This window comes from Actinosynnema sp. NPDC002837, from assembly GCF_040295345.1.
GTDB lineage: Bacteria > Actinomycetota > Actinomycetes > Mycobacteriales > Pseudonocardiaceae > Actinosynnema.
Genome location: NZ_JBEOVG010000010.1, coordinates 128893 through 141665 on the forward strand (window position 1 = coordinate 128893; position 12773 = coordinate 141665).

The window sequence follows — 12773 nt, forward strand, 5'->3', positions numbered from 1 at the left end:
ACAACGGGTCGGCGCTGATCGTCTACACCGTGCCGGTGGCGGGCGGGCAGGAGTCGCTGGTGCTCGACACCGTGGGGGCCAAGTCGCTGCAGCAGCGGGTCGAGGTGCCGACCGGGGTGGTCGTCGGCGAGGCGCCGAAGGTGCTGCGGCGCGCGCCGGGGCCGGAGGCGATCTCGGTGTCGACGCCCATGGCGGTGGGCGCGTCCGCCGGGTCGGTGGAGGTCGTGCGGGCGAAGGTGGGTCGGCAGCGGCCGGTGTCGGCGGGCGGGCAGTACGAGCTGGCGACGGCCGGCGCCGGGATGGCGCTGGTGGAGCTGCGGATGGTCGGGCACGGCCTGCCGAGCGTGGTCGGCGCGGGGCAGACGTCGCCGCTGCTGACCTTGACGGTGCCGGGCGGGCAGGCGGCGCGGCAGGTCGGCGCGCGTTACGGCGGCGACACGGTGCCGGTGGCGGTCGTGTACGAGGTGCCGGAGGACGTGCGGTCGGCGACGTTCTCGGTCACGCCGGGGACGGTGTCGTTGCCGCAGTTGGGCGAGGTGGCGGTGACCGGTGGGACCGGGGTCGAGGTGCCGCTGGACTTCTGACCGGCCTGGACTTTGTGCGCCGTCACGACCGCGACGGCCGCGAGCGCCAGCCACAGCGCGACCAGGGCGGTCAACCCCGGCCAGCCGCGGGCCTGGTAGGCGGCGCTGCCCGCGGTGCCGCCGGTGCTGCTGCCGACGTAGAACGCGAACAGGTAGACGCCCGAGGCCTGGCCGCGGACGTGCTCGGGCGCGTGGGCGCCGACCCAGCCGCTCGCGACCGCGTGCGCGGCGAAGAAGCCGCCGGTGAACAGGGTGAGGCCGACCGCGATCGCGGCCACGTGGTCGGGGAGGGTGATCGCGGCCCCGGCGGCGGCCAGCGCCAGGCCGGCGAGGGCGACGCGGGCGCGGCCGTGGCGGTCGGCCAGGCGGCCCGCGGCGGCGGACGTGCCGCCGCCCGCCGCGTAGGCGAGGTAGACCAGGGTGGCCACGCCGGTGGGCAGGCCCAGGTCGGTGGTGAGGCGGAAGCCGATGACGTTGAAGACGGAGATGAACGCCGCCACGGCGAGGATCGCGATCGCGTACTGGCAGAGCAGGACGCGGTCGGTGAGGGCGTCTTTGAGGGCGCTCGGGCGGCGTTCGGCGTGGTGGCCGCGGGGCAGCAGGAGGGCGGCGGTGATCGCGCAGGCCGCGCCGAACGCGCCGGCGAGGGCCAGGGCGGTGCGCCACGACGTGCCGTCGGTGGTGAAGCCGGTGATGAGGCGGCCGAGCATGCCACCCGCGCTGTTGCCCGCGACGAGGGCGCCGATGGCCGCGCCGACGTGCGCCTTGCGTGCTTCCTGGGCGAGGAAGGCCATCGCGGTGGCCGGGACGCCCGCGGTGGCGACGCCTTGCAGGGCGCGGGCGGCGAGGAGGGTTTCGTAGGTCGGGGCGAGCGGGAGGAGCAGGCCGAGGGCGGCGGCGGTGAGGACGGACCAGACGATGACGCGGCGTCGGCCGACGCGGTCGGCGAGGGCGGCCATCGGGATGATCGCGAGGGCCAGGGCGCCGGTCGCGGCGCTGATGGCGAGGGACGCTTCGGCCGGCGTGAGGTGGAAGTCGCGGGCGATGTCGGGCAGGACCGATTGCGGCGCGTAGAGCAGCGCGAACGTGGCCAGGCCGGTGGCGGCGACGGCGGTGGTGAGGCGGCTGGGCACGTCTTCGACGCTAATCGATGCGTCCAATGCGCCGGTTTGCCAGAATCCATGCGGTGATGGATGAATTGGTCCAGCGTCTGGCCGTCCTCCGCGCGCTGGCCGCGGACGAGCACGTGACCCACGCCGCCGAGGCGGCCGGCGTGCCGCAGCCGACCGTGAGCCGCTGGCTGGCCGCGCTCGGCACGTCGCTGGGCGCGCCGGTGGTCATCCGATCGGGGCGACGGGTCCGCCTGACCAGGGCAGGCCGCCTGCTCTGCGAAGCCGCCGACCGCGCGCTGACCGTCCTGGAAGCGGGCCACCGCGCCGCGGCGGAGGAGGTGTCACCCGAACGTGGCCAGGTGGCGCTGGGCTTCCTCCACCTCCTGGGCAGGTCGGTGGTCCCGGCCCTGGTCAGCAGCTTCCGCGAACGTCACCCGTCCGTGCGATTCCGCCTGGTCCAGAACTCGCGGCAGGACATCCTCGCCCACCTGGCCGACGGCGTCGTCGACCTAGCCCTCGTCTCGCCGCCGCCGACCGACCCCGCGTTCGCGCACGCCGTCGTCCGCGAGGAGGAGCTGATCCTCGTCGTCCCACCGGGCCACCGCCTGGCCGGTCGGCCGTCGGTGCGGGTGGCCGAGCTGGCGGGCGAGGAGTTCGTCGGCCTCGAACCGGGCTACGGCCTGCGGCAGATCACCGACGACCTGTGCGCGGCGGCCGGCTTCGTGCCCACGCCGGCCTTCGAGGGCCAGGAGACCGAGACCGTCCGGGGCCTGGTCGCCGCGGGCCTGGGCGTCGCCCTGCTGCCGCACGCCGACTCGCCGTCGGGCCTGCCGGAGATCCCGCTCAGCCCGCGTGCGGCGCGGGAGATCGCGCTGGTCTGGCCGGCCGACGCACCCCTGCCGCCCGCCGTCCAAGCCTTCCGCGACCACGCGCTGGCGACCTGATCGCGTTTCCCGACCCGACTCGGCCCGACCAGGTGTCCGCGCCCACGGCTCGCCGCTTGGACACCACCCGCGTCCGGTCCGGCTGCCGTACTGGCCCCGGGTCCGACTCCCGCACTGGCCCCGGGCTCCGGGTTCGGGTGCCGTCTGGCTTCCGCGCCTGCGCTCGCCCGGGCATCTGCGCCCGCTGTCCGCGCCCGCCGTCCGCGCCCACCGCTCGCACCCCGCCTTCCCGTGTCCGCCGCGCCGGCCCGCCATCCGTGTGAGGCCGTGGTTGGGGGTGGTTGCGGTTCCTCGATTCAACCGAGGGACGGTAACGGTGTTTCCGTACATTTTCGGGCCATGATCACCCGATCGTGTTCGACGGCGCGTAGGTCTCGGCCAGTTCGATGAGGGTCCGGGCGGCGAAGCCGGTGGCGCCCGCCACCACCTCGTCGTAGACCTTGTCGGCGCGCGCGGGACCGGCGATGTCCAGGTGGGCCCACGGGACGTCGCCCGTGAACTCCTTGAGGAACAGCGCCGCGGTGATGCCGCCGGGTCCCGGCGGGCACTGGCGGACGTCGGCGATGTCGCTGCGGACGTCCTCGACCAAGTCCTCCAGCAGTGGCATCCGCCACCACGACTCGCCGACGCGGGCGCCGGCCTCGGCCACGCGTGCCGCCAAGTCGTCGTCGGTGGCGAAGAGGCCACCGGTGCGCAGCCCCAGGCTGACCTTCATCGCACCGGTCAGGGTCGCCACGTCCACGAGCACGTCCGGCCGCAGGTTCCGCACCGCGTAGGCCAGCGCGTCGGCCAGGACCAGCCTGCCCTCGGCATCCGTGTTCGTCACCTCGGTCGTCGTGCCCCCGTAGTGGGTGATCACGTCACCCGGCCGGTACGCCGAGCCCGACACGTGGTTCTCCGCCGCCGGCACCAGCCCCGTCACCCGGACGGGCAGGCTCTGCCGGGCGATCCCCACCAGGGCCGCCACCACCGCCGCACCGCCGGACATGTCCGTGCGCATGAGGTGCATGCCCTCGGCCGGCTTGATCGAGATGCCGCCGGTGTCGAACGTGATGCCCTTGCCGACCAGGACCAGGTGCGGCTGCCCGGCGCCGGTGCCCGGCCACGTCAGCTCGATGAACCGCGGCGGCCGGGCCGAGCCGCCGCCGACCGCCAGCACACCGCCGAACCGCTGCTCGGCCAGCCACTTCTCGTCCCGCACGTCGACGCGCAGCCCCGGCACGGCCCGCGCGGCCTTCACCGCCGCGGCGGCCAGCCACGACGGATCCTTCACATTTGACGGCGTGTTCGCCAGGTCGCGCCCCAACGACGTCGCGGCGGCCAGCGTGTTCGCCTTCCGCACCGCGTCCGCCAGCCCGGCGCCCCCGGTGACCAGGCGCAACGACTTCACCCGCGGCGGCGGTTCCTCGGCGGTCACCTTGAACCGGTAGCCGCCGACCGCCGCCCCCAGCGTGAACGCCGCCACCGCCTCGGCCGTCACGTCGGCGGGCAGCCGCACGTCGAACGTGGTCCCGCCCTTCTTCTCGGCGTCCGCGTGCAGCGCCCGCACCAGCGACGCGCCCGCCTTGCGCCAGTCACCCGCCCCGCCGTCGCCGACGCCGACGACCCAGGTCCGCCCCTGCCTGGACGTCGCGCCGGCCGTGCCGCTCACGTCACCGAGGTCGTCCACGTCCTCCGCGCCCGGCCCCAGCCGCACCGGGTCGCCGGGGAACGCGACGAGCACCGCGGGCACACCTCGCCGGAGGGTGTCGGCCACCTCGACGGTGACCAGCGGGGTGGGCAGGGGTGCTCGCACGGGGGGACCTCCGATAGGGCCGGGCAGGGGGTGGAACTGGAGAAACCGCAGATCAGCGCCTACGGGCGAGTGCGCACGTCACCGGCGCGGCACGACGTAGCGATGCCCCGGTTCCACAGTGGAAACCGGGGCGTCGACGCTTTCTCTTGTCCGGCTGGTCAGCCGGCGGCTGCCTTGAGGGCGTCGCCCAGGGCGTTGGCCTCGTCCGCCGACATCTCGACGACGAGGCGCCCACCACCCTCGAGCGGAACGCGCATCACGATGCCGCGCCCCTCCTTGGTCACCTCGAGGGGACCGTCGCCGGTCCGGGGCTTCATGGCCGCCATCGCGTGCTCCCTCCGTCAACATCTTCCCCGTCCGACCAGGGCCGGATACTCCGGCCATTCTCCCCTATGCGGACTCGGCAGCGAAACCGAACCGATCTTTCCGGCCCGCCGGCGACGGTCAGGCGATCTTCGCCAAGCCGCAGATCACGGCCAGGATCGCCGTGCGCCAACGACTTCCGCGACGACCGCCGACCGTCACCTGGTCGTGACCGTGCACCGCTTTGTGGCGTGTCGCGGGGTGGCCCTGACAGACTCGGCTCTCGTGCGAGCCCGTTCCGCGCTCTTCGACGTCTACGGCGGCCACCTCCGCGAGCGGGGTGGCGCGGCGACGATCGCCGCGCTGGTCCGGTTGCTGGAGCCGCTGGACTTCGCCGCGCCCGCCGTGCGCACGGCCGTGTCGCGCACCGTGCGGCAGGGCTGGCTGGAACCGGTCCGCCTGCCGGACGGCCCCGGCTACGCGATGACACCTCGCGCGGAACGTCGGCTGGACGAGGCGGCGGCCCGCATCTACCGCACCCGGCCGTCCACCTGGGACGGTCGGTGGCACGTGGTGGTGCTGGAGGAGCTGCCGGCCCGCGAGGCGCGCGACCGGCTTGCTTCCTCGCTGCAGTTGCTCGGCTACGGCGCGCTCGGCCCCGTGACGTGGATCGCACCGCGCCCGTCGCCGGAGCTGGCGGACGTGCTCACCGCGGAGAACGTGGTGGGCAGCACGTTCCACGGCGAGCACGAGGGCGACCCGGCGGAGCTGGCGGCCCGCGCGTGGGACCTGGCCACGCTGGGGCGCGACTACGCGCGGTTCGTGGCCGAGTGGGAGCCGGTGATGTCCGCTGTGGACGGTACGTCGCCCGCGGCGGCGTTCGCGGCTTCGCAGCGGTTCCTGCACGCCTGGCGCAAGTTCCTGTTCCGCGACCCCGGCCTGCCGCGCGAGCTGCTGCCCGCCGGCTGGCCGGGCGCGGAGGCGGCCGAGTTCTTCGACCGGCACACCAACCGCCTCGCGCCGGCGGTCGCCAAGTTCGTCGACGACTGCCTCGCACACCACTAACCGGAGGTCACCCCGTGTCCGAACTCCTCATCGACGACGCTGACGGCGTTCGCACCTTCACGCTGAACCGGCCCGAGTCGTTCAACTCGTTCACGGTGGCGTTGAAGGAGCGGTTCCTCGAGGCCGTGGTCGAGACCGCCGCGGACGACGCCGTGCGGGCGGTGGTCGTCACCGGCGCGGGGAAGGCGTTCTGCGCCGGTCAGGACCTCAAGGAGCACGTCGCGCTGCTGGAGGCGGGCGACCCGGCGCCGTTGACCACGGTGGAGAAGCACTACAACCCGCTGATCAAGGCGATCGTGGGCATGCCGAAGCCGGTCATCGCCGCGGTGAACGGGATGGCGGCGGGCGCGGGGGCGTCGCTGGCGTACGCGTGCGACCTGCGGGTGGCCGGGGCGGGGGCGAAGTTCCTGATGGCGTTCGCGAACGTGGGGCTGACCGCGGACTCGGGCGCGTCGTGGACGTTGCCGCGGCTGATCGGGCACGGCCGGGCGATGGAGATGATGCTGCTCGCGCAGCCGGTCGGCGCGGAGGAGGCGTTGCGGATCGGCATGGTGGGCCAGGTCGTGCCGGACGGCGAGGTGCTGTCGACGGCGCAGGCGCTGGCCCGTCAGCTCGCGGCGGGGCCGACCACGGCGTACGCCAAGATCAAGGAGGCGATGGCGTTCTCCGGCGAGCTGGCGGCGGCGCTGGACGTGGAGGCGCGCACGCAGGCGGAGGCGGGCGCGACGGCCGACCACCGGGAGGCGGTGGCCGCGTTCGTGGCGAAGCGGAAGCCGGCGTTCACCGGGCGCTGACGGCTCGACCGGCCAGGGCGGATCACTCGTGCGGGTGGTCGGCCCCCTTCCTGAGCGGACGGCCGGGGGGCTAGGGCGCGGCGCGGAAGCAGGCCGCGATGTGGTCGTCGACCATGCCGGTGGCCTGCATCAGCGCGTAGCAGGTGGTGGGGCCGAGGAACGCGAAGCCGCGGCGCTTGAGCTCCTTGGCCATCGCCTTCGACTCGGGTGTGACGGCGGGCACGTCGGCGCTCGTGGCCGGGCGCTCGTGCCGCTCGGGGGCGAACGACCACAGCAGGTCGTCCAGCGGCACGTCGAGCTCTCCGACGGCGCGGGCGTTGGCGATCGTGGCGTTGATCTTGGCGCGGTTGCGGACGATGCCCGCGTCGGCCATGAGCCGGTCGAAGTCGGCGGCGTCGAACTGCGCGACCAGCTCGGGCTTGAACCCCTCGAAGGCCGCCCGGAAGTTCTCGCGCTTGCGCAGGATGGTGATCCAGGACAGACCCGACTGGAACGACTCGAGCGACATCCGCTCGAACAGGGCCGCCTCGCCGTGCAGCTCGACGCCCCACTCGGTGTCGTGGTAGGCGACGTAGTCGGGCGTGCTGTCGCCCCACGGGCAGCGGACGAGGTCGGTCATGCGGAGTACTCCCGGGCGAAGGCGGCGAAGCGGCGCAGCGACCATTTCACACCCGGCGCGAAGGCCAGGTTGAGCGGTAGCGCGATGTCCTCGGACCAGACGAGCTCGCTGCGCGCGTCACCGCGGGGGACGACGACGAACTCGCCGGTACCGCGCACGAGCCGGCCGGTGTGCTCCACGGCGCAGCGCACCGGCGGCTCCCACGCGGTGATGCGCATGGTGTCGGTGAACCCGAGCGGGCCGAGGCCGGTGAACGCCGCCAGCCCGCTGCCCTCGCTCGCGCCGTCGCCGCTGGTCACGCGGACGGTGGTGCCGAGCATCCACTCGCCCTGCCGCGCCCAGTCGGTCAGCGCGGCCCAGGTGGTCGCGGCCGGTGCCTCGACCTCGACGCGCAGGTCAAGCCGGGTCATGCTCCGGCTCCCGCTCGGGGTCGGCCGCCACCTGGTCGGGGTCGGCCGCCGCCCGGTGGTCGACGCCCAGCTCGGCCTCCAGTTCCGCGACGCGGTCCCGCAGCCGTTCGACCTCGCCGGCCAGGCGGTCCAGCGCCCAGTCCACCTCGGTCATCTTGTAGCCGCGCAGGACCTGCTGGAACTTCAGGTCGCGCACGTCGTCCGGGGTCACGTCGTCGGACGGCAGGCGGGTCGGCGACGCACCCGGCGGCAGCGGCGCCAGTTCCTCGCCGCGCCCGAACACCAACGCGGCCAGCAGGAAGACCACGGCCGCGACGAGCGCCATGACGACGATGTAGATGAGCGCTGAGGTCACGTGACGATCGTGACACATGCCCCGCCGGTCAGACCGAGGAGAACACCACACAGCGCCGGGCGAGCACGGCCAGCCGCAGCGCGATCGCGAACGAGAACGCGGTCGCGGCGGCCACCGGGGGCGACATGAGCAGCCTCGTCGCGTCCAGGTAGGCGGTCGCGGCCAGGATCGCCACGTTGCCGAGCAGGGACACGCCGACCGCGACGACGGCCACCACGCCGGCGAGCCGGGCCAGGGTGAGGGTGCTGACCGTCGTGCGGGCCAGGCGCCGCCCGACGAGCAGCGCGAGCACCGCGACGCCCGCCACGAGCCACGCCGACGTGTCGTTGAACCGGGCGACCACGAGGTACCAGTCGGGCGGCGGGGCGTCGAAGTCGTTCCAGGCCCCGATCCAGAACCGGCGGTTGAGCTCCCACATCACGTACGCGAGGGGGATCACCAGCATCACCGAGCGCAGCGTGCGGGCGCCGTAGGCGAGGCCGAGCAGGCCCTGGTACTCGCGGGCGATGGCGGTGACCGGGCCGAACTCGGCGACGGCGCGGCGTTGCGCGTCCTCCTCCGCCAAGCCCTGGTCGCGGTGCGCGGCGGCGGCGTCGTGGAGGCTGTCCCTGGCCTCGGCGAGCAGGTCGTCCTTGACCGGGTCCGGTCCGCGCAGCCGCCGGTCCAGGGCGGTCACGTAGTCGTCGATCACGCCTGGGCCGGCCACGGCCCACCTCCCAGCACGCCCTCGATGGCGGTGGTGAACTCGCGCCACGCGGTGCGCTCGGCGGCCAGGGCACGCTGGCCCGCCTTGGTGAGCCGGTAGGTGCGGCGCTGCCGGCCGCCGACGGTGCTCCACTCGCTGGTCACCAGGCCGGCGGTCTCCAGCCGGCGCAGGGCCGGGTAGACGGTGCCGGTGGGCAGGTCGAGGGCGCCGCCGCTGCGCCGCTGCAGCGCCTCGATGATGGCGTAGCCGTGCAGCCGGCCGCCGTCGAGCGTGGCCAGCAGGAGCGCGTCCAGATGCCCCCGCAACGCGTCGGACTTCATGGGTAGGCACTCTACTGATCCAGGGCCGGGGTCGGAATCCGGGACATCCCCGATGTTGGGTTGTCTGCCTACATATACCGTCCCTACTCATGGATGCTCTCGGACTGGCCCGGCTCCAGTTCGCCACCACGACGTCGTTCCACTTCCTGTTCGTGCTGCTGACGCTCGGACTGGTGACGTCGGTGGCGGTGATGCAGACCCGGGCCACGCTCTCCGCCGACCCCGTGCACGCCCGGATGACGCGCTTCTGGGGTCGGCTCTACGTGGTGAACTACGCGCTCGGCATCGCGACCGGCATCGTCATGGAGTTCCAGTTCGGGCTGAACTGGTCGGGCCTGTCGACCGTCGCGGGCGACGTGTTCGGCGCGCCGCTGGCGCTGGAGACGCTGGTGGCGTTCTTCCTGGAGTCGACGTTCCTCGGCCTGTGGATCTTCGGCTGGGACCGGCTGAACAAGTGGGCGCACCTGGCGCTGATCTGGCTGGTCGCGCTGACCGCGTTCGCCTCGGCGTTCTGGATCATGATGGCGAACGCGTTCCTGCAGCACCCGGCGGGGCACGAGGCGCGGGACGGCGTGCTGCGGCTGGTCGACTTCTCGGCGCTGGTGGCCAACCCGACGTTCGGCACGGCGTTCCTGCACGTGTGCTTCGCGTCGTTGACCGTCGGCGGCGTGTTCCTGACCGGCGTGAGCGCCTACCACTTCCTGCGGCGCACGACGGAGGTCGACTTCTTCCGCCGGTCGCTGCGGCTGGGCGTGGTGCTCACGGCGCTCGCCACGCCGATGCTGATCGGGTTCGGGTTCGGGCAGTTCCCGATCGTGGAGCGCTACCAGCCGGACAAGCTCGACACGGTCGGCGCGCTGGACGGGACCGGGCTCGGGTTCATGATCCAGATCGGGTTCGTGCTGCTGCTGGTGAGCTGGGCGACCGTGCCGCTGCTGGTCCGCGACTGGGTGGTGCGGCTGCGGTTCCCGCTGTACCTGATGGTGCTCGGCATCCCCCTGCCGTTCGTGGCGGCGATCGGCGGGTGGCTGTTCCGCGAGGTCGGGCGGCAGCCGTGGCTGATCCAGGGGGTGCTGACCACGCAGGACGCGATGTCGCACGTGAGCGCGGAGCAGATGCTCGTGTCGTTCATCGCGTTCACGTCCGTGTTCGCGGTGCTCGCGGTCGCCGACTGGGTGCTGATCGCCCGGCTGGCGCGCCGTGGACCCGTTTCCTCGGACGAGGCGCCGGTGTCGCCGCTCGTCCCGGCTCTGTGAGGGGTGTGTCGTGGAAGGTGTCTGGGTTGCCCTGCTGGCGTTCCTGACCTGCGGTTACTTCGCGTTGGCCGGGTTCGACTACGGGGTCGGGGTGTTGTTGCGGCTGGTCGGGCGGGACGAGCCGGCGCGACGGGCGGTGCTGCGCGCGGTGACGCCGTTCTTCCTCGGCAACGAGGTGTGGCTGGTCGCGGCCGTGGGCGTGCTGTTCGGCGCGTTCCCCCGGTTGGAGGGCGAGCTGCTGTCGTCGCAGCACACGGTGTTCGCGGTGCTGCTGGCCGGGCTGGTGTGCTTCACGGTGGCGGTGCAGTTGCGGTCACCCGGTTGGGACGTCCCGCTGGTGGGCGGCGCGCTGGTGGTCGCCGTGGGGTGGGGCGTGCTGCTGGGGCGGGTGCTCGGCGGGCCGGTGTGGTTGTGGGGCGCGGGGATGCTGGTGCTGTTCTCGTTGCACGGGGCGGTTTTCCTGGCTTGGCGGTTGTCGGGCGGGTTGCGGGCGCGGGCGGTGCGGATCGCGGGGTTCCTGGTGCTGCCGGGTGCGGGTTTCGCGGTGGCGGCGGTGGCCACGGCCGGGTCGGTGCCCGTGCCCGCGTTCGGGGTGGCGGCGGTGGTCGCGCTGGGGTTGTTGGGCGGGGTGTGGGCGGCGTTGCGGGCGGGGCGGTACCGGGTGGCTTTCGGGTGCGGCGCGGTGCTGTGCGCGGTGCCCGTGGTGGGGGTGTTCGGGGCGCGGTCGGTGGTGACGGTGTCGGTGATGGCGGAGGTGTCGACGTTGCGGGTGCTGACCTGGGCGGCGGTCGTGGTGGTGCCGTTGGTGCTCGGGTTCCAGTGGGCGACTTGGCGGATGTCCCGTGCGGCACGTTGACCGGGGGTACGTCGTCGTCTTGGTGGTGCTGGCGGTGCTGACGGCGGCGGTGGTGTTGGCGCAGGCCGAGGTGGTGGCGGCGGTGGTGGCGGGTGGGTTGTCGGCGTGGTGGGTGATGGCGGTGGTCCTGGTGCGCGGGGGTTTGGTGTGGGGCGGGCGGGTGGTGACGCAGCGCTGCGCGAGTTCGATGAAGGTTGCGTTGCGGAAGCGGGTGTTGCGTGAGTTTTCGGGGTCTTGCATTTCTTCCGGGGCGGAGGGGTCGTTCGGGGCGGAGGGGGCGTCCGGGGCGGAGGGGGCGTCCGGGGCTTCGAAGGCGTCCGGGGCGGAGGGGTCGTCCGGGGCGGTCACCACGTTGGTGGTGAAGGGGGTGGACGCGGTCGAGCCGTACTTCGCCGGGTACCTGCCGCAGGTGGTGGCGGCGGCGGTGGTGCCGTTCGCGGTGGTGGTGCGGTTGGCGTTCGCGGACCTGACGTCGGCGGTGGTGGTGCTGGTGACGTTGCCGCTGGTGCCGGTGTTCGCCGCGCTGGTCGGCCTGCACACCCGTGATCGGACGCGCGCGCAGTGGGCCGGGTTGGCGGTGGTGGGCGGGCACTTCCTGGACGTGGTGCGCGGGCTGGGGACGTTGAAGGTGTTCGGGCGGGCGACGGCGCAGGCGGCGACCGTGCGGGCGATGGCGGGCGCGCACGCGGCGGCGACGATGCGGACGCTGCGGGTGGCGTTCCTGTCGGCGTTGGTGCTGGAACTGGTGGCGACGTTGTCGGTGGCGCTGGTGGCGGTGCCGGTGGGGTTGCGCCTGCTGCACGGCGGGGTGACGTTGCAGGTGGCGCTGCTGGTGCTGCTGCTGGCGCCGGAGGCCTACCTGCCGCTGCGGGCGGCGGGTTCGCAGTTCCACGCCTCCGCCGAGGGCCAGGCGGTGCTGGAGGCCGTGCCGCGGGCCACGCCGCAGGCCTCCGCAGGTGCGCAAGCCACGTCGCGGGCGAGCACGGTGGTGGTCGGTGGGTTGCGTGCGCCCGACCTGCGGACGGCCGAGATCGTGGTCGAACGGGTCGTGGTCCGGTACCCGGGCAGGGAGGCGTTGGGCGAGGTGTCGTTGCGGATCGCGGCCGGTGAGCGGGTCGGGCTGGTGGGGCCCAGCGGGGTCGGGAAGAGCACGTTGCTGGCCGTGCTGATGGGGGTCGTGACGCCCGCGTCGGGACGGGTGCTGGTCGGCGGGGTGGACCTGCGGGAGATCGACCGCGAGTCGTGGTTGCGGCAGGTGGCGTGGGTGCCGCAGCGGCCGACGCTGTTCCCCGGCACGGTCGGCGAGAACATCGCGCTGGGGTCGTCGGGAGACGTGCGGACCGCGGCGGCCGAGATGGGGTTGGCGCACCTGGTCGACGCCGAGCACCCGTTGTCCTCCGGTGAGCGGCAGCGGGTGGCGTTGGCGCGGGCGCTGGTGCGCGACGACGCGCGGATGCTGCTGCTGGACGAGCCGACGTCCCGGTTGGACGGCGGGACGGAGGACGCGGTGCTGCGGGCGACGCGGCGGCTCGCGGCCGGGCGGACGGCGGTCGTCGTGGCGCACCGGCCCGTGATGCTCGGCGAGGTGGACCGGGTGGTGGCGTTCGGATGAGGCGACTGGCGCTCGCGGTGGTCGCCGGCGTGGCCGCCGAAC

The 12773-nt window shown here is 73.7% G+C and carries 14 protein-coding genes; 6 read left to right on the forward strand and 8 right to left on the reverse strand.

Features of this window, described 5'->3' with window-relative positions; translation table 11 throughout:
- Window positions 1-424 precede the first annotated feature (424 nt).
- Window positions 425-1717 carry an MFS transporter gene (locus tag ABTZ99_RS10445; RefSeq protein WP_499610209.1) on the reverse strand — a complete coding sequence of 431 codons (1293 nt, stop codon included), beginning with the start codon at window positions 1715-1717 and terminating at the stop codon, window positions 425-427.
- A 56-nt stretch (window positions 1718-1773) separates the two neighbouring features.
- Here ABTZ99_RS10445 and ABTZ99_RS10450 point away from each other — a divergent pair, with 56 nt between their 5' ends.
- The gene (locus tag ABTZ99_RS10450; RefSeq protein ID WP_499610264.1) at window positions 1774-2640 is read left to right on the forward strand and encodes a LysR family transcriptional regulator; all 867 of its coding nucleotides are present in this window, start codon (window positions 1774-1776) and stop codon (window positions 2638-2640) included.
- Window positions 2641-2983: 343 nt separating this feature from the next.
- Here the strand turns inward: ABTZ99_RS10450 and ABTZ99_RS10455 are convergent, their stop codons facing one another.
- The gene (locus ABTZ99_RS10455; protein ID WP_498774356.1) at window positions 2984-4435 is read right to left on the reverse strand and encodes a leucyl aminopeptidase family protein; all 1452 of its coding nucleotides are present in this window, start codon (window positions 4433-4435) and stop codon (window positions 2984-2986) included.
- 158 nt (window positions 4436-4593) lie between these two features.
- Entirely contained in the window at window positions 4594-4761 is a 168-nt protein-coding gene (locus ABTZ99_RS10460; RefSeq protein ID WP_012783412.1) for a DUF3117 domain-containing protein, read from the reverse strand.
- A 262-nt stretch (window positions 4762-5023) separates the two neighbouring features.
- On the opposite strand from ABTZ99_RS10460, the gene ABTZ99_RS10465 reads away from it, so the two are divergent.
- On the forward strand, window positions 5024-5803 hold the full coding sequence (locus ABTZ99_RS10465; protein ID WP_498774354.1) for a PaaX family transcriptional regulator: 780 nt from the start codon (window positions 5024-5026) through the stop codon (window positions 5801-5803).
- A 14-nt stretch (window positions 5804-5817) separates the two neighbouring features.
- Entirely contained in the window at window positions 5818-6597 is a 780-nt protein-coding gene (locus ABTZ99_RS10470; protein ID WP_498774352.1) for an enoyl-CoA hydratase-related protein, read from the forward strand.
- Window positions 6598-6667: 70 nt separating this feature from the next.
- On the opposite strand, the gene ABTZ99_RS10475 is transcribed toward ABTZ99_RS10470, so the two are convergent.
- Genes ABTZ99_RS10475 through ABTZ99_RS10495 form a run of 5 tightly spaced genes read right to left on the reverse strand, consistent with a single transcriptional unit; the run spans window position 6668 to window position 9007 of the window.
- Window positions 6668-7216 (reverse strand): DNA-3-methyladenine glycosylase I, encoded by a 549-nt coding sequence (locus tag ABTZ99_RS10475; RefSeq protein WP_499610214.1) that lies wholly within the window; start codon window positions 7214-7216, stop codon window positions 6668-6670.
- Window positions 7213-7626: an SRPBCC family protein gene (locus tag ABTZ99_RS10480; protein WP_498774348.1), complete on the reverse strand. Its 414-nt coding sequence runs from the start codon at window positions 7624-7626 to the stop codon at window positions 7213-7215. Before ABTZ99_RS10480 ends, ABTZ99_RS10475 begins: the two co-directional genes overlap by 4 nt.
- Window positions 7613-7981: a DivIVA domain-containing protein gene (locus ABTZ99_RS10485; RefSeq protein ID WP_498774346.1), complete on the reverse strand. Its 369-nt coding sequence runs from the start codon at window positions 7979-7981 to the stop codon at window positions 7613-7615. Before ABTZ99_RS10485 ends, ABTZ99_RS10480 begins: the two co-directional genes overlap by 14 nt.
- A gap of 28 nt (window positions 7982-8009) precedes the next feature.
- Window positions 8010-8687, reverse strand: coding sequence for a permease prefix domain 1-containing protein (locus ABTZ99_RS10490; RefSeq protein ID WP_499610218.1), 678 nt, complete (start codon window positions 8685-8687; stop codon window positions 8010-8012).
- A complete protein-coding gene (locus ABTZ99_RS10495) occupies window positions 8669-9007 on the reverse strand; it encodes a PadR family transcriptional regulator (RefSeq protein ID WP_053716277.1) in 339 nt (112 codons plus the stop codon). Before ABTZ99_RS10495 ends, ABTZ99_RS10490 begins: the two co-directional genes overlap by 19 nt.
- A gap of 89 nt (window positions 9008-9096) precedes the next feature.
- Between ABTZ99_RS10495 and ABTZ99_RS10500 the strand changes: the two genes are divergently transcribed.
- The 3 genes from ABTZ99_RS10500 to cydD are packed head-to-tail and all read left to right on the forward strand — an operon-like array spanning window position 9097 to window position 12731.
- Entirely contained in the window at window positions 9097-10263 is a 1167-nt protein-coding gene (locus tag ABTZ99_RS10500) for a cytochrome ubiquinol oxidase subunit I (RefSeq protein WP_499610221.1), read from the forward strand.
- Window positions 10264-10273: 10 nt separating this feature from the next.
- Window positions 10274-11119 (forward strand): cytochrome d ubiquinol oxidase subunit II, encoded by an 846-nt coding sequence (locus ABTZ99_RS10505; protein ID WP_499610223.1) that lies wholly within the window; start codon window positions 10274-10276, stop codon window positions 11117-11119.
- On the forward strand, window positions 11106-12731 hold the full coding sequence (gene cydD, locus ABTZ99_RS10510; RefSeq protein ID WP_499610226.1) for a thiol reductant ABC exporter subunit CydD: 1626 nt from the start codon (window positions 11106-11108) through the stop codon (window positions 12729-12731). Before ABTZ99_RS10505 ends, cydD begins: the two co-directional genes overlap by 14 nt.
- Window positions 12732-12773 lie beyond the last annotated feature (42 nt).